The organism is Anaerovibrio lipolyticus LB2005, from assembly GCF_000621545.1.
GTDB lineage: Bacteria > Bacillota > Negativicutes > Selenomonadales > Selenomonadaceae > Anaerovibrio > Anaerovibrio lipolyticus_A.
Window position 1 is genome coordinate 68139 of the sequence record NZ_JHYA01000003.1, and the last position, 17371, is coordinate 85509.

Genomic DNA, 17371 nt, shown 5'->3' on the forward strand with positions numbered 1-17371 from the left:
TTAAACTTGAATTTAGGACTATAAGACTAGATTTTATTGTGTTAATTAACAATGATTTTTGATAAAATATCGTTGTCGATAAAAGACTAATATACATGTGTACATATCTGTGGAGGGAAAAGGGTATGCATGATGCACAGGAGATGCGTCAACTCTTTGTAAAGAGAATTCTGGGGAGCTGTTATAATAAGGTCGTACATGTTAATTTGCGAAAAGATAGTTTTCATATTATAAAGCTTGATGATTTTGAGCGTGAATATACGACAATTGACCTAAAAAAAGCAACATTAAGTGAATGGTTTAATGATTTCGTAAACAGTGGAATGTGTCACGAAAGCGTTCGTCAACGATTCGTGGATTTTGCCAATCCTTCTAATTTAAAAAAGCTTTGTAAAAGATGTGAAAATGGCTCGGTGCAGATTGTTTACCTTCGCCTGATTGGCAGGGAGGGAAATTATCAGCCAGCTATTATGGAATTCTTCCCTGATGCGGATGATCGTTTTTCAGGGTTTGTTACAGTGCGTTCTTTTGTAGCCAATTCTTCCATTGGTCAGAGCAATACTCTGGAGGCAATAGAGGAAAGGATGAATGGTGATGATTCCCAAATTGATTGTCTTACAGGTCTTTTGAATCGTCGCGCTTTTTGTGAAAAGGCTGACCAGATTATGGCGGCCAACCCTGAGAAAAAATACGATATTGTAGTGTCTGACGTGGTGGATTTTAAGCTGGTTAATGAGCATTTTGGTTATGAGACCGGTGATAAGATTATTACTGAGATTAGTGAGTGGTTGCAGTGCAGTACAGGAAGCGACTTCCTTTTGGGGCGCTATGGAGGAGATCAGTTTGTAACCCTTATGGAGCATACCGGGATTCTCACTGACGAATTTATTCGCTATGTTCATCAGTCTGCCAAGGAAGTAATTTCCATAAAGGATCTTGTTTTCCGATTGGGCATTTATGAAAATATTGACAGCTCCATTTCAACTGCCATTGCCTGTGACCGTGCTATTATGGCACTGCAGCCTATTAAGCACAAGTATGGTAAACTTTACGCCTTCTATGAGGATAAGATGCTGGAGGAGCTGGAGCGTTATCGCCGCATGGAAAATGATATGCGTGAGTCTCTCCGTACGGGAGAATTTTATCTTGTTTTCCAGCCTAAGCATAATGCCTTTACAGGGGAGCTGGTAGGGGCAGAAACCCTTCTTCGATGGAATCATTCAGAGCTTGGGAGCCTGTATCCATCCGAATTTATTCCAATTATGGAGAACAGTGGCTTTATTGTGGAAGTGGATATGTATGTGTGGGAGGGAACCTGCAAGTGCATCAAGCGTTGGGAAACATTAGGAATAAAGCCATTCCCAATATCAGTGAATTTTTCCCGCTTGAATTTCCGCCAGCCGGATTTTGTCAAGAAAATATTAAGTATAACTAATAAATACAGAGTGGACCGTTCCTTGCTTCATCTGGAGGTTACGGAAAACATTTTTGAGTCAAGCCTTACGGAGATGCAGCATACCCTGCAGGAGTGCCAGAAGTATGGCTTCAAGATTGAGCTGGACGATTTTGGCTCCGGATATTCTTCCCTTAATATTTTAGGGGATTTACCACTTGATATTATTAAGCTGGATAAGTCCTTTATGAATGAAATCAGTGATAGGAAGCGCAGCAGTATTCTTCACGGCTGTATCAACCTTGCCAACAGTCTGGAGTTAAATACTGTGGTTGAGGGTGTTGAGTCAAAGGAACAGCTGGATGTTCTCAGAAAATATGGTGCTGACATGATTCAGGGATATTATTTTTCAGAACCTATAAAAGAAGAGGATTTTGTAAAGTACATACTGGATAACGGTTACTGCTCCAATATTTAACAGTACATTGGTTAATTTTGGAATTTTTAGACATATTGAGCCCTATGCTGCTGGTTATTAAATAGCAACCCGGCATAGGGTTTTCTTATACACATTTAATGAAGATAATTTCCATATATGGTATAATGTTTGACGTGTTAAAAGGATTTTTCAGAGGAGGTATTTTTATGCTGAGCAAGAAATTTTACACATTGATGCTGTGTTTTATGCTGTGTCTGGGTATTGCAGCTGTAGCCAGTGCTGCTCCGGTTGGACAGTATGCAGAGCCTTCTGTTATTTCCGTAAGTGGCCAAGGAAAGGTTGTCACCAGCCCAGATGTGGTAGATATCCGTATAGGTATTGAAACCACAGCCAGGGATGCCAAGGCAGCTCAAATGGAAAATGGCAATAAAATGTCCTCTGTGTTGACAGCTATAAAAGAGTTGGGGGTAAAGGAAAGTGATATTAAGACAGCCTTTTTTGACTTAACTCCAATATATAATTATCCTGAGGGAAAACCTGCTGAGATGGTAGGCTGTACCGCCACTAACTATATAGCAGTACGGGTAGATGAGGTGGTTAAGGCAGGCAATGTTATTGAAGCAGCGTTAAATAATGGTGCCAATCGCATTGACAGCCTCAGCTTTGATGTGAAGGAGCCTGAGTCCCTGCGCCGGGCAGCCTTAAAGGAGGCTGTAAGGGATGCCAGAAACAAGGCTGATATTCTGGCTGGAGCCCTTGGGGTGCGTATTACCGGTATTAAGCTAGTAACGGAAAATGTCGGTTCTGTTACCTCTAGAGATAATACCAGACTGGGAAAAAATGCTATGGATATGGTGGCCGTCAGTGCAATGGTTGCTCCTTTGGAGGCAGGTACCATAGATGTCAGCGCCACTGTTCATGTAGATTATATTGTAGAATAAATAATAATTTGGGAGTTTTTTGATGAAAAAGCCACGTTTAGAGGCCATAGAATTTATTCGGGGTATCTCCATGCTGGGAGTTATCGGTATCCATATTGGCTCAGCTTATTTGGGACAGCACCTGACACCGGAAGCACCGGGCAATGCCCATTTGGTGGCATTGCTGGAGATATTTACCAGATTCAGCGTACCTATTTTCTTCTTTATTTCTGCCTTTGGGCTGTTTTATAACATGGACATGACCAAGCCTTTTGTATATAAGGACTTCTTAAAGCGCCGCTACAAGGCTGTGGTTGTACCTTATGTGGTATGGTCCCTGTTTTATATCCTTCATTACTGTGTTTTGTGGAAGGATTACAGCCCGCTAAAGCCAATTACAATACTGTATGATTTGTTTTTTGGCCTTGCCAATTATCAGCTGTATTTCATGGTTCTACTAATCTGGTTCTATTTGCTGATGCCTCTTTGGGTGTGGGCAGTTAAGCGGTTGAATATCTCGAAGCTGGCTTTACTGCTGGTATTCCAGATAGCCGTTAACTATTATCTGTGCTTTATGTGGAATGCCTGGGCTGTTGATAATCCTTATCTCAGGCCATTTGCCATGTACCATTTGAATTATTGGGTGATTCACTATGTATTTATCTTCCTTTTGGGAGGGTATCTGGCAGTAAATATGGATAAATTCATGGGCTTTATGGTTAAGTACCGCAGCTCTATTGTGGCCTTTTTCTGGCTATCATTGGCGGCTCATTTAAGCTACTATTATTATTTGTTGCACAGCAAGGGCTATACACCGCTGGAGGGAGTAAATACAGCCCATCAGCTTTGCCCAACGGGAATAATTTATACGTTGGGAGCCTGCCTGTTTTTCTTTACGATTTTCACCATCTGGAGATTGCCGGATAAATTAAAGCCGGTGCTTTCCCTTTTGGGCAAGCATTCCTATTTTATGTATTTGGCCCATCCTGTGGCTATAACCTATATTTCACTATTTTATGAGAAAATTGATCTGAAGATTAACGCGGTGCCTGCCATAATCATGTATTTTGAAGTGGTTCTGGTGACCTTGGTGGTTGCTGTTGTTATGCGCCGACTTGGTGATATTTTACCATTTATTAATAAGGGAACTATTGGGGTATATCCAAAGAAAACACTGTGACACATGGCTCCCTGCGGGGAGCCTTTTATGTGGAGATTTTGAGGTAGAAATTTATGGAGAATTCATATATTATAATAGTGCTTTTGGTTATTATTATTGCCATGCTGGCAGTATTAATTATGAAAAAGCCTGATAATTCCAGGGCTGAACAGGTATTGTGGAATATGCAGAAGGCTCTTGGAGATGGCCAGCAGATGACCAAGGATGACATTTGCCGTAATATTATGCAGATGGACAATGCCAACAGCCAAAGCCTGAAGGAAATAAAGGATAGTGTGAATCAGGGGCTGGTATCGGTTCGTCATGAAACGGAAAAAGGCATTGCTGATTTGCGGGGAGAGCTGGATAAAAATCTAAAGGAAATAAAAGGGGCAGTGGATGAGCAGCTACAGACCGCTTTGGAAAAGCGCATTACGGCTTCCTTTAAGGCTGTAAGTTCCCAGCTGGAGCAGGTATATAAGGGGCTGGGGGAAATGCAGGCTCTGGCCAATGATGTAGGTAGTCTGAAGCAGGTTCTCAGTGGAGTGAAAACCCGTGGCGTGCTGGGAGAATACCAGCTGAAAAATATTCTGGTGGATATTTTAACAGCTGATCAGTTTGATGAAAATGTGGAGACGGTACCTGAAAGTGGGAAACGTGTAGAATTTGCTATTAAGATGCCGGGCATGGATGGGGATACGATATATCTTCCAATTGATGCAAAGTTTCCCATGGATTCCTACAACCATTTGCTGGATGCGCAAGCCGCCGGCGATAAGGCGCTTATTGAACAGGCACAGCGGGAGCTGGAAAAGCGTTTGGACAGTGAGGCCAAGGATATCGCAACAAAATATCTGAAGCCACCTTATACTACTAGCTTTGCCATTATGTTCCTGCCAACAGAGGGACTGTATGCTCATGCAGTGGACAGCGGTATGGTGGAGGGACTTCAGCATAAATACAAGGTTAATATTGCTGGTCCTAGCACTATGGCGGCCCTGCTGAACAGCCTGCAGATGGGCTTTAGAACCTTGGCAATTCAGAAGCGTTCCAACGAGGTCTGGAAAACACTTGGAGAGGTCAAGAGCGAGCTGATAAAATATAATGAGGCCATGGAGGCTATTTACAAGCAGTTTGGACAGGTTAGCAATAAATTTGAGGCTCTTGTTAATACCCGTACTAATGTGCTTATGCGAAAATTCCGTGATGTGGAAGCATTGCCGGAGCAGGAGGATTAATACTATATGTACGATATATTGGTAAATCTGGCCATAGTGCCTGGATTGGCATTCTTGTACTATATTTATACTTTGGATAAGATAGAGAAGGAACCACCGGAGCTTCTAATGAAGCTCGTTGGCTTTGGTGCTATTTGCTGTTTTCCTGCTGTATTATTGGAGTTTATTGCAGGAGGTATATTAGACCAGTTTCTTTATTCCGGTACTGTAGAGTATGCCTTTTTCGAAGCTCTGCTGGGGGTGGCCCTTATGGAGGAGGGCTGCAAGCTATTTGTACTGAAAAAATTGACATGGACCCATCCAAAGTTTAACTATCGGTTTGATGCTATTTTATATGCTGTATGTGTCAGCATGGGCTTTGCTATTTTGGAAAATATTATGTATGTGCTGGATGGGGGCATTGAAACTGCCGTTGGACGTGCTTTTACATCCATTCCGGGGCACGGAGTATTTGCCATATTCATGGGTATTTACTATGGGCAGGCCAAGGAATATCTTCATCGCATGGATAGGAAGGTAAAGGACAGGAGCCTGAAGCTGGCCCTGTTTATTCCAACAGTGTTGCATGGTTTCTACGATTTCTGCCTGCTTACTGAGGATGATATGATGGTAGTGGTGTTCTTTATCTTTATTTTGGCCCTGTATGCCCATGCTTTTTTCAAGGTTAGAAAGATGTCCAGGGAAGACCATCGAATTTATTATTAATATATATAAAGGGCAGGTAACTGTTGTATAGTGCAGTTACCTGCTTTTTTTATATAAAAAAACAGTATTGTGTATATATGGGCTGGGATGTTATACTTTAACTGTAGGTAATTATAATTACCTACAGTTAAAGTATAACTACCTACTCGAAATACATAACCATTAATACTTTACATACACACTAGGAGATCTCACCATGATAACTGAAGCAGAATTCATCCAAAACATTGAGCAATATATCATCCCATGCATTGCCAAAGGAAATCCCAGTCCGGATACCCTGGAATCCTATATGAAGCATATACGCATTTTTTTAAAATGGTGCCATAAAAATAACCGTCAGCCCTTGAAGATGACGGAGCAGCAAATTAGGATTTATTATCAGGAATTGCTGGACAATGGCTACAAGCCTTTGACCATTCATATAAAGATCTCAGCCCTAAAGGCTTTTTATAGGGCTGCCATTTATCAACACCTCATATTTGATAATCCATGCAGCAGCATACAAACCCAGGGTGGAAATCCGCCAACCCTGCGTTACTATCTGGATATGAACCAGCTGCAGGTGGTATGTAATGCCTATAATGATGAACCGGATGACTTTGTACGAAATCGCAACACATTAATATTATATCTTTTCAGCGTAGAGGGACTGCGCCCTGTTGATATATTCAGGCTTAACATGCAGGACATCAATTGGGAAAATTATACAATCGAAATTAGCTCATCTGATGTTAGTGATGTGACCCAGACGCAGCAGATTTATCCCTGCCAGGAAACTATTAATGTACTGATGGATTACATTAACAGTATTCCTGCGTCTATAGTTGATGAACTGATAGGCAAGCTGGCACCCTTAATTATTTCCAACTCCAAGAATAATTTTGCCGGCAGGCTTTCCAGAAACGGCATGCGGCTTATTATAAACAATGCCCTTGATAAAGCCGGATTAAAGGTTTCCGGATCATCAGCAAATCTTTTAAGAAACAGCTGCGGAACTAATCTTTTTAAGGCCACTAATGATATTAAGCTAGTGCAGCAAACCCTCAGACAGCAAAACATAATATCAGCCATGAAATATATGGAAGATAACCCGGTACTTAGCAAACGGGCAACAAATATTATAGCCCCAAAACGAAGCAAATGAACCCCATATATCCCCAAAATATATTGCGAAAATTTACTTCCGATAAATTTTAGTTATCGGAAGTAAAAATCAAAATAATAGCCTACTCCACAATGCAGGAAAAACATATATCAAGGTCGAATAATCACAAGAAGGAATTATTTGCCTATAAATTATTTGTTTGACGAGAATTATCTTTCTGTTTTTCACAGGGAGTGGTTATATATGAAATTCTATAATTTCAAATATATAAGAAAATCATTTCTCATTATAACAAGCCTTCTTTTGGTGGCTGTGCAGCTACTTTCCTATTGGATAATGCCTGCTTATGCCAACCAGGGAGAAGATAATAACCAGCGTAAGACCGTTAGGGTTGCGGCCTACGATGCTGATGAGCTTTTCATCTTAAATGACGGCAATGACAGAAAGAACGGCTATGCCTACGAATATATTGAAACCATTGCCCGATATTCTGGCTGGGATCTGGAATATAAAATCTATCCTGGCTTTACAGCCTGTATCAACGCAGTAAGAGATGGCGAGGCAGATTTGGCCTACGATGTAAGCTATACTGAAGAACGGGCCAAGTATGTGGCATTCCCTAATGAAGCAATGGGAGTAGAAAATTATTATCTCTATTTTCTGGACCATAACAAAGAGATTGTTTCTGGCAATCTTGATACACTCCAGCACAAGAAAATAGGCGTCTCCAAGGGTACAAAGCAAATTGGTCTTTTAAAGGAATGGCTGGCCAAAAATAATGTGGATGCTGAAATTGTAGAATACCCTAACAGTGCTGCCCGCCGGGCTGCTCTATGGTCCGGAGAAGTGGACCTGAATCTTATTGCCAACAGATACAATAAACCGCATTTTATCGCCTTTGGCAGTATAGGAGAAGACAACTTTTACCTTGTAGTAAATAAAGCCCGCCCTGATATTTTGAAGGAGCTTAATGATGCCCACCGCCTGATGATGTCCATCAATCCTTATTTTATTACTGACATCAGTAAACGGCACTTTGCCTATGCTTCCATCAGAAAGAGTCTGTCCACTTCGGAGATGCAATGGCTTGCCCAACATCCGGTTATTCATGTTGGTTGCCTAGCTAATGACCCTCCATTCATTTACCGCGATCCTAAAACCAATGAATTAAAAGGTGCTTCTATTGATACTATGAACCGCATATTTAAGGTTCTATATATCGATGACGTACAATTGGAATTTTCCATGTTCGACAGCCGGGAGGATATGCTGGAAGCGTTACGCAATGATGAAATAGACCTTATACAGTATTTCTTTGATTATGACCGGGCCGCTCGTGACAATGTTATTATTTCAACGGATATATATGATGTACAGCTTGGTCTGGTTAGAAAGGCTGGCACGTCCTACAATGATGCTTTTGAAAATCTTGCCTATCTAAAAAAATTAAATGTAAAAAACTATACCTTTAACAATAATAATATTAACAATTATGTACCTTGCAATAACCTCTCTGAATGTATGGAGGCAGTTCATAATGGTAAGGCCACAGGTGCCATTGGCTTAGGCTCCACCCTGGCCATCTATTCCCAGGCCTATCCTGACCTGGAATACACACCAATGATGGTAACTGTTCCCCTTTGCTTTGCCACCACCAAGGATAATGTTCCTTTAATTTCCATGATTGATAAGGGACGTGGACTAGTAAATAATGGTGAAATTGATGCCATGATAGGGGCTCACCAGCCAATAGCTCCATTTTCTATTAATAAATTCATTTCTACAAATCTGGCGACTTGTATTCTTGGTCTGGTGCTGGTAATGTCGGTAATACTTGTTGTTCTCTTTATGACCATTACAAACCGTCGCCTTAAGGCAAAGAATCAGCTTATTGATGAGCAAAATACTGCCTTGAAGGAATATCAGGGAAAGCTGACCCAATCACTGATAGATGTGAGAAAAGCCGATAAAGCAAAAACCTCCTTCCTTTTCAACATGTCCCATGACATAAGAACACCTATGAACGCCATTATCGGTTTTACCACCCTGCTGGAAAAAAATATCGATAATAAGGAGCTTGCCCTTAGTTATATTGAAAAAATCCAGTCCTCTAATAAATTCCTGCTTTCCTTAATAAATAACGTACTGGAAATGGCCCGTATTGAAAGTGGCAAGGCGACAGTAGAAGAATCCTGCATTAATCTGGAAAAAATAGTGCCGGAGGTTTATGCTGTTTTTGAGGCACAGATGAAGGAAAAGGGGCTGAATTTCACCTACTCACTTAATGTGGAACATAACCATATTATGGCTGATGCCACCAAAATCAGAGAAATATTGTTAAATCTCATAAGCAACGCCCTAAAATATACCCCTTCCGGCGGCAGTGTATCCTTCCATGTTTCCGAGGAATCTTCAGATAGTCCTGACACAAGCATCTTTAGGGTTGTTATTGCCGATACTGGTATTGGCATGCCAAAGGATTTCTTGGATACCATATTTGATGCCTTTACCCGAGAAAAAAATACCACCCAAAGTGGTATTATCGGTACCGGGCTGGGTATGCATATTGTAAAAAAATTAGTGGATCTATTGGGAGGCAGTATTACCGTAGAAAGTGAGCCTGGAAAGGGAACCAGCTTTACGCTCCTCATGCCAAACAAAATTGCGCCGGAACATCTGCACCACAGCTTGGATGATGATAAAAAGGAGATTGATACCTCAAAGTTCCATGGTATGCGAATCCTTCTGGCTGAGGATAACGAACTGAATGCCGAGATTGCCCAAACAGTTTTGGAGGCACAGGGCTTTAAGGTTGAACATGCAAAAAATGGTGTCGAAGCTGTAAATATGCTGGCTAATTCTGATCCCGGGTATTATAATTTGGTCCTGATGGATGTGCAAATGCCACAAATGGACGGCTACAAGGCCACCATCACCATTCGCGGTATGCAGGAGCCTGCCCACTCCGGCATACCTATTATTGCCATGACGGCCAACGCCTTTGACGAGGACAAACGCGCTGCCCTTTTGGCTGGAATGAATGCCCATATTCCAAAGCCTTTCGATATTCATAAGCTCTTTGGCACCATTGAAATGGTAATGGAACATAAGGATTATTACATCCGCAGCAACATAATGGACAGCTTTAAGGAAAAATATAAACGCATGGGGCTGGAATGCGGCTACTATATCTTCCGACCAAGCAAAAAGGCTGAAACCCTATACGCTGACGAAAAAGTCTTGGATATTCTTGGCTGTGACACCTTTGATCACTTCGCAGCCTTCTCCGATGGGTCCATTAAGAATATCGTTATCGTTAAGGAACGGGAAGATGTAGCCAGCAAGGTTGAGGACATGAACGCCAGCTCCTCCTATATTGGTTCCTTCAAATTCAGCATTACCCGTCGGGACGGTGAAACCCGTCATCTGGATTCCATTGGTTGCAGAGCCTATAACGGCGAAGAAGTCGTCTGCTTTGTATACGTCGTGGACATAACCGACATAATTGAGTAGAGTTCTAAGCAAAATAAAGGCATATACCCTTCATCAAACTGGGTATATGCCTTTTCTGTTGGTAAGCTTAAGTCTGCTTAATCAGCAAGAATGGATTTTAAGGTGGTAAACAATTCACGAGTATCAATAGGCTTGGATACATGACCATTCATACCTGCGTTCATAGCCTTCAGCTTATCCTCTGCAAATACATTTGCCGTCATAGCTATAATAGGTACTTTCTTGCAGTAATCATTGTCAAGTGCCCTTATTGCCTCAGTAGCCTCATAGCCATCCATTACTGGCATCTGAATATCCATAAGGATAACATCATATTGGCCATCCTTAGCTTGCTTTATCTTTTCCAATGCCTCGGAGCCATTGCCTGCTACATCCACCTTAAAGTTGACTCCCTCCAGCAGAGCGGTGGCAATTTCCTGATTTATCATATTATCCTCTACCAGGAGCACCGACTTGCCTGTAAAGTCATAATTATCCTTGGTCCTGACAGTGACATCCACATCCTGATGCATAATAGTCTTAAACTCTACAGAAACTATAAATTTAGTTCCTTTATTAGGCTCACTATCAACGGTAATGGTACCTCCCATAATATCCACAATACTCTTGGTAATGGACATGCCCAAGCCAGTTCCCTGAATACCGCTTACTGTACTATTACGGGCCCTTTCAAATGGAACAAAGAGTCTGTCAATAAAGTCCTTGTCAATGCCGATGCCTGTATCCTCCACATGGAACTCAAAGATTGAGCGATTAGCATCACTGGCAGGCTTCTGAAACAGCTTAATGGAAACCAGACCACCTACCGGAGTGAATTTCACCGCATTACTGAGAAGATTAAGGAGAACCTGCTTCAGACGCAGGCGGTCACAAAGTACAGTATCGTCCATAATTCCATTGGTATCCACCTGAAATTGCAGCTTTTTCGCTTCCACATCGGACTGGAGAATGGATTTAAGCTCATCAACAAGAGAAATCAAATTAGTAGGCTGCGGCTCCAGCTCAATACGTCCACTTTCAATCCGACTCATATCCAAAACGTCATTTATAAGACTAAGGAGATGCTTGCTTACCAGCTTAATTTTCTCCAGATATGTCTTTACCTCAGCCTCATTACTTATATTTTCCTCAGCCAGAGCTGTATACCCCATGATACCATTCATTGGAGTACGAATATCGTGTGACATATTATTAAGGAATATACTCTTGGCCTGATTTGCCTGCTGGGCCTTTAAAAGTGCCTCATCCTTCTGGGATATCATATCCTTGTATTCCGTAATATCCTGCAATACGCCATACAATCTCAGAGGCGTGCCATCACTTCGTCTGGACAGACGGGCATAGGCCCGGAACCACACATAATCCCTGTCCTTTGTCTTTATTCTTATTTCATGGTCAACAATATTAACGTCATTGTCATAGCCATGCAAAACTTCCCATAAATACTTGCCACCCTCCAGACGATCTTCCGGATGAATGAGACTAACCACAGCCTCCAGTGCATCAGGAAAATCATTAACATCCTTATATCCTAAAATATGACGCAAACCGTCACTCCAATTGACATTATCCACATTGCCAACCGGATCAAAATCAATAATCCAGTTAGCGGATTTCAAGGCCTCATGATTGTGTTCAATAATAGAAATAGCCTTACGCTGCTTATCCAACAGCTCCTTTACCTCATCATTTCTGGCCAGCAGCTCCTCATTGGCATACGCCTGATGCTCATTTGCCATCATCAGCTCGTCATTGGCTACCTTTAGCTGATCCGTCTGAACTCTCAGAACCTGATTTACCTTGGAAATACGCTTACGACTACGGTTCAAAATGTACATATTAATCAGAATCAGCAGGAATACAACGCCCAGAATAACCAAAATCCACCAATAATCCTGCAATAAATCATGCACATTGGAACGAACACTGGAGAAAACATTGGCTGAAAGCTCTTTTTCTATCTCGCGCTGATCAAGGTTGACAATACCCCTCTCGAAAATAGATAGCATGTGAGTATTGTTGCGATTTACAGACAAGCACACCCCTGCATCAGAAAAGGTATCCACCTCTTTCAGACCGCTATACACCTTATTCTTCTGAAGGAATTTTCGGGCCACATATTCATTGGATATGGTCGCATCCACTTTTCCCTGTTTTACCGCCTCATAACAGTCGGATACGGAATTATAATATACATATTCGTAATTTCCATTAAAAATTCCCGCCAACATAAGGGAGGTCGGAGTTGGCTTATTCTTGGCAATGGCAATCCTCTTGGCATTATTAACGTCAAAGTCATCCCTTATAATCATTCTGAGACCAACGGTAAAAATATCGTTAGTCTGGGATAGCCCCACCTTTTCTGCCCACCACAAATCCTTGTAGAAGCCAAAGGCAGCATCCACATCTCCCCAAATCAAAGCGTTTTTAAGACTATCGCTGTCATCAAAAGGTACATAGGTAATAATAGAAGGATCCACTTCAATATTCTTGCAAATGGCATTCATTACAGCAGTAATAACACCATCCGGAGTTTCACCGTTGGCACCTTTATCACACAACGGCAAATGATTGTTAAAATAACCAATACGAAGGTACTTCTTGTTATTCAGCCATTCCCTGTCATCAGGGGAAAGTCTTGGGTCCACCATGGCATCCTTGAAATACTTATATTCCATATCATTCCAAAAATAAGGATGAGATGCCATAATTTTAGGCTGAACAAGATTTAGCTCATCCAAAAGGTCCGTGCGTTTTTTGGAAGTGGCAAGATAATAATCGGAATCCCCCAACATCACAATATTGGATATTCCATTTACCTTCCCCCGGAAATGGGTTCTGACAAGTGCGTCAATCTTTCCCTCCATCAGAGCCTTGATTTTATTATCCGTTCCACTGCCCATAGGGACAATTTCGCAGTCAAGATTGTTATCTCTTATCCAATCTTCCAGGTACTTTATCTGAATGGATCTTTCCTCTACACCAATTTTCTTCCCATTAAAAGTGCTTAAATTCGTACCATCTATCTGATTATTGTCCGTTTTTACGGCAATATAATAGATTTCACGGCCCATGCCATCTTTAGGATAATTAATTAGCCCGGCCCGTTCCGGAGTATAGGAAACGTCAGTCATAAGGTCTATCTCACCGGAAAGGAGCTTCTTATATAACTCCGACCAGCTACCATAAACATACTCATAGCGCCATCCCGTATAATTTGACACCGCCTGAAGATATTCATAACCATAGCCGGATTTTACTGCACCCTGGGAGGCTCCACTCATAAAATTGCCATCATTAAAGTAACCCACCTTTACTACCTTGCCCGTTAAAGGTGCGCTACTGTCCATATCTGCTGGAGAAACTTCTACTGGCTGAGGACTACAACCGGTGAAAACACTCAACAGCAAAAAAACACATATTAAAAGAAGGTGTTTCATCATTTCTATCACCTTTATCATTGCAGCAATCCCTCTGGCTTTACGTTCATGAGGATTTCCTTAACCAGTTCCTCCTCCAGTTTGTTTTGGAATTCTGCCATGGCCTTTTCCTCTTCTGCCTTAAATTCCTTGCGTCCAATGACATTGCCATCCTTCAGCCCCTCATCGTAGCCACTGTTATAGCCCATAGAAAAACAGTCCTCCGCTACAGAACGTATAACATCCTTTAGACTAGCGCGAAAGACTTGCTGAAATTCGGCATCCACCTTGTTGTGCACGAAAAGACTGGAAAGCATCTTTGCCACCAGCTCCTGCTTACCCATGGTGTCCTCGGACAAAAGCTCCTTTAATGAAACCTTTTTAACATTCTTGGTCTTTACAATCTTTGATTTAGCAACCATAATAATCCCTCAATTCTGTGTGTACGGGTTGCCTTTCTCTACTATTCTTTTCCTATCTTCCTTAATGTGGTATAGTTTCGACACGAGGGCCCTTTTTTCCTGCAAAAATTGTATTTGTAAACTTGTATACCTATATGTTAAAATATTCAAGTATGATTGAATTTTTGTAGGGGGTCTTTGACTAATGGAGAGAGAATCCTTCCAGTCCAGACTGGGATTCCTGCTGGTAAGTGCTGGATGCGCTATCGGCATTGGTAATGTATGGCGTTTTCCATACATCTGTGGTGAGTACGGCGGCGGATTGTTTGTACTTATCTACTTATTATTCTTATTAATCATGGGTGTGCCTGTACTGGCTATGGAGCTGTCAGTAGGACGTGCAAGTCAGAAGTCTGCATACCTTGGCTTTAAGAAGCTGGAGCCTGAGGGCACCAAATGGCATATTCACGGTCTTACCAGTATCGTGGGTAACTATATCCTGATGATGTTTTATACTGTAGTTTCCGGCTGGATGCTGGACTACTTCTTTAAGTTCATCCGCGGTGAATTTACACCGGGTATGAGCACTGAACAGATTGGCAACGTATTTGGCAATATGCTGGCGGATCCTGTGGAGCTTGTTTTTTGGATGCTCCTTGAGGTTGCCCTCTGCTTTATTATCTTAAGTGCCGGTATTCAAGGCGGTCTTGAAAAGGTAACCAAGATTATGATGGGGGCTCTGCTGATTCTTATTATCGTTCTTGGACTTCACAGCTTGGTGCTGCCTGGCGGTATGGAGGGTCTTTCCTTCCTGCTCTTGCCAAGTCTTGACGGTATTCATCAGCATGGTTGGTGGACCGTTATCTCTGCTGCCATGAATCAGGCCTTCTTTACCCTTAGTGTTGGTATGGGTTCTATGGAAATCTTCGGCAGCTACATTGACAAGCACCATTCCCTGCCTGGTGAATCCGTTCGAATTGCAGCTTTAGATACTATCGTGGCTATTATGGCTGGTATGATTATCTTCCCTGCCTGCTTTGCGTACGGTCTTAGACCAGATGCTGGGCCTTCCCTGTTGTTTGTTACCCTGCCTAACGTATTTATGGATATGACCGGCGGTCTTATCTGGGGAGCCCTGTTCTTTCTCTTTATGACCTTTGCCAGCTTCTCCACTGTACTGGCAGTTTGCGAAAATATTATTTCCTTCTGCATGGATACCTTCAAATGGGGCCGAAAGAAGGCCGCTATTATCAACGGCTTCATGGTGGGCCTTTTGAGTATCCCATGTGCTTTGGGCTTTAACGTATGGGAGAACCTTACCATTATTGGCAATCGTGGTGTGCTGGATACTGAGGACTTCCTGGTAAGTAATCTGATTCTGCCAATCGGTTCCCTTATCTTCCTGCTATTCTGCGTTACCAAATACGGCTGGGGCTTCAAGAACTTCTTTGAAGAGGTGAACACCGGTGACGGCATGAAGTTCCCTACCTGGGTAAAGGGCTATTTCCAGTGGATTCTGCCAATTATGCTCTTTGTTATTATCGTACAGGGATTAATACAGTAAATAAAATGAAAACCTCGAAACCTTTTACTATGAAGATTTCGAGGTCTTTCTTTTTTTAAAGTATTCTTTTTTAAATTATTATAAGCGAGGTGTACCCCCATGAACAGAAACAAGGAAGCCTGTCATTGTAAAAATGTGACCTATGGCATGATTGAGGATGCTATAAAGGACGGCTGCACAAGCTATAAGGACCTTCAGGAGAAGCTGCGGTTTGGCACCTCCTGCGGCAAATGCAAGGAATTTATCCAGCATCTGATTAAAGAGCTAAGTGCCAAATCATAGGCTATTTAGTTCCTTGGGTCTGTCTTTTGTTACAATTATTTTCATGGTTGTATCAATTTGAGAATATTTTGTTTAATTAAATTCATTAATTTCAGTTTTAAGTTCATCGCTCTGCTTATGCACCTTTGGTTAACACATTATACTTAAATTCCTTTTGAAGCTCGTTATTGCCTTGAGAGAAACCGAAAAAAGGATTTTATAACGCCATTGTTCAAATTTTTCTTCTTTAGAAGAAAAATCTTCCAATTAGCGTTTCAACGAGCAGGGAGAGGAAGTGGACATCTTAAAGCTCGTTATATTTTTTTATAGAAGGTATATGTGCGTTAAGATTTGTCATGGAGGTGGATAGTTTGAATGTGGAAATATTTTTCTGTGTTGTTTTGCTATTATGGTTTATGTTTCCAACTACAGTGAAGGCTTCCGCCTCTGTTATGCTCCAAGGGGCCATGGCCTGCGAAACCGATAAAATGATTTCTTCCCTTAGAAATCCAAAAGAGGAGAAGATTGGTTCTTGGCGATTTATCAGTGGTGACTATCAAGGGGTCCCCCTGATAGTCGCCGTTACCCATGCAGGTGTTAGCTATGCTGCCGCTGCAACTGCTGTAGGTATTGAGCATTTTAATCCTGCTGCAGTTATTAACCAAGGAACCGGTGGAGGCCACGCCCCATCCATGCATACCTTTGATCTGGTGATTGGAGCTGATTCCTTTGATGCAAGTGCCTGGATCAGTAAAATCGAAAAAGATGGTGCCGACTGGCGGCATATACGCTTTTATGCCGTTAAGGACGATTATTATTTAACCGATGGTTATAGAATTTCAGCCGATGCCAATTTGTTGATGGTGGCGAAGGATATGTCCAAAGACTATCATAAAGGCAACACTGCCGTGGGCACTATTTCCACATCCAATAACTGGAACCGCCAAAAGGAAAGAATACTTTTTCTTAATAAGGAATACGGCTCATTGTGTGAGGACATGGAAACCCATGCCGTAGCTCAGATTTGCCGAAGCTATGGTGTACCATTTATAGGACTTCGGGTTTTGTCAAATACAGAGCTCCACGATGAAAAATTCAATCCTGAGGCTGGACACACCTGTCAGGAGTTTTCCCTTTCAGTAGCAAAGGCATATTATGAGAAATACTTGAAATTTATGGTAGAATAACCAACTTATTAGAATAATTACCTTTTTACTTAAAACAAAGCCGACCACACTAATGGTCGGCATC

12 protein-coding genes are annotated in these 17371 nt (G+C 41.8%); 10 read left to right on the forward strand and 2 right to left on the reverse strand.

What is annotated here, in order from left to right; all coding sequences use genetic code 11:
• The first annotated feature begins 125 nt into the window (after positions 1-125).
• From T355_RS0103450 to T355_RS0103480, 7 genes are all read left to right on the forward strand, one after another.
• On the forward strand, positions 126-1871 hold the full coding sequence (locus T355_RS0103450) for a putative bifunctional diguanylate cyclase/phosphodiesterase (protein WP_027396534.1): 1746 nt from the start codon (positions 126-128) through the stop codon (positions 1869-1871).
• A gap of 167 nt (positions 1872-2038) precedes the next feature.
• The gene (locus T355_RS0103455) at positions 2039-2773 is read left to right on the forward strand and encodes an SIMPL domain-containing protein (RefSeq protein WP_051555353.1); all 735 of its coding nucleotides are present in this window, start codon (positions 2039-2041) and stop codon (positions 2771-2773) included.
• Between the two features lie 22 nt (positions 2774-2795).
• A complete protein-coding gene (locus tag T355_RS0103460) occupies positions 2796-3932 on the forward strand; it encodes an acyltransferase (protein ID WP_027396536.1) in 1137 nt (378 codons plus the stop codon).
• A gap of 53 nt (positions 3933-3985) precedes the next feature.
• The gene (locus T355_RS13410; protein WP_037329765.1) at positions 3986-5149 is read left to right on the forward strand and encodes a DNA recombination protein RmuC; all 1164 of its coding nucleotides are present in this window, start codon (positions 3986-3988) and stop codon (positions 5147-5149) included.
• A 6-nt stretch (positions 5150-5155) separates the two neighbouring features.
• Positions 5156-5854, forward strand: coding sequence for a PrsW family intramembrane metalloprotease (locus T355_RS0103470; protein WP_027396537.1), 699 nt, complete (start codon positions 5156-5158; stop codon positions 5852-5854).
• A gap of 196 nt (positions 5855-6050) precedes the next feature.
• The gene (locus tag T355_RS13415; RefSeq protein ID WP_051555354.1) at positions 6051-7001 is read left to right on the forward strand and encodes a tyrosine-type recombinase/integrase; all 951 of its coding nucleotides are present in this window, start codon (positions 6051-6053) and stop codon (positions 6999-7001) included.
• A 204-nt stretch (positions 7002-7205) separates the two neighbouring features.
• Entirely contained in the window at positions 7206-10475 is a 3270-nt protein-coding gene (locus T355_RS0103480; protein WP_027396538.1) for an ATP-binding protein, read from the forward strand.
• A 77-nt stretch (positions 10476-10552) separates the two neighbouring features.
• Here T355_RS0103480 and T355_RS14635 read toward each other — a convergent pair whose 3' ends face one another.
• Complete coding sequence (locus T355_RS14635) at positions 10553-13936, reverse strand: ATP-binding protein (RefSeq protein WP_051555355.1); 3384 nt, start codon at positions 13934-13936, stop codon at positions 10553-10555.
• Positions 13933-14316, reverse strand: coding sequence for a hypothetical protein (locus T355_RS0103490; RefSeq protein ID WP_027396539.1), 384 nt, complete (start codon positions 14314-14316; stop codon positions 13933-13935). The genes T355_RS14635 and T355_RS0103490 overlap by 4 nt, the downstream gene beginning before the upstream one ends.
• 184 nt (positions 14317-14500) lie before the next feature.
• On the opposite strand from T355_RS0103490, the gene T355_RS0103495 reads away from it, so the two are divergent.
• The 3 genes from T355_RS0103495 (at position 14501) to T355_RS13425 (ending at position 17307) form a co-directional block, all read left to right on the forward strand.
• Positions 14501-15859 carry a sodium-dependent transporter gene (locus T355_RS0103495; RefSeq protein ID WP_027396540.1) on the forward strand — a complete coding sequence of 453 codons (1359 nt, stop codon included), beginning with the start codon at positions 14501-14503 and terminating at the stop codon, positions 15857-15859.
• A gap of 99 nt (positions 15860-15958) precedes the next feature.
• Positions 15959-16141, forward strand: coding sequence for a (2Fe-2S)-binding protein (locus tag T355_RS0103500; RefSeq protein WP_027396541.1), 183 nt, complete (start codon positions 15959-15961; stop codon positions 16139-16141).
• A 356-nt stretch (positions 16142-16497) separates the two neighbouring features.
• Positions 16498-17307, forward strand: a complete 810-nt coding sequence (locus tag T355_RS13425; protein WP_231482974.1) for a 5'-methylthioadenosine/S-adenosylhomocysteine nucleosidase — start codon at positions 16498-16500, stop codon at positions 17305-17307.
• Positions 17308-17371: the final 64 nt, after the last annotated feature.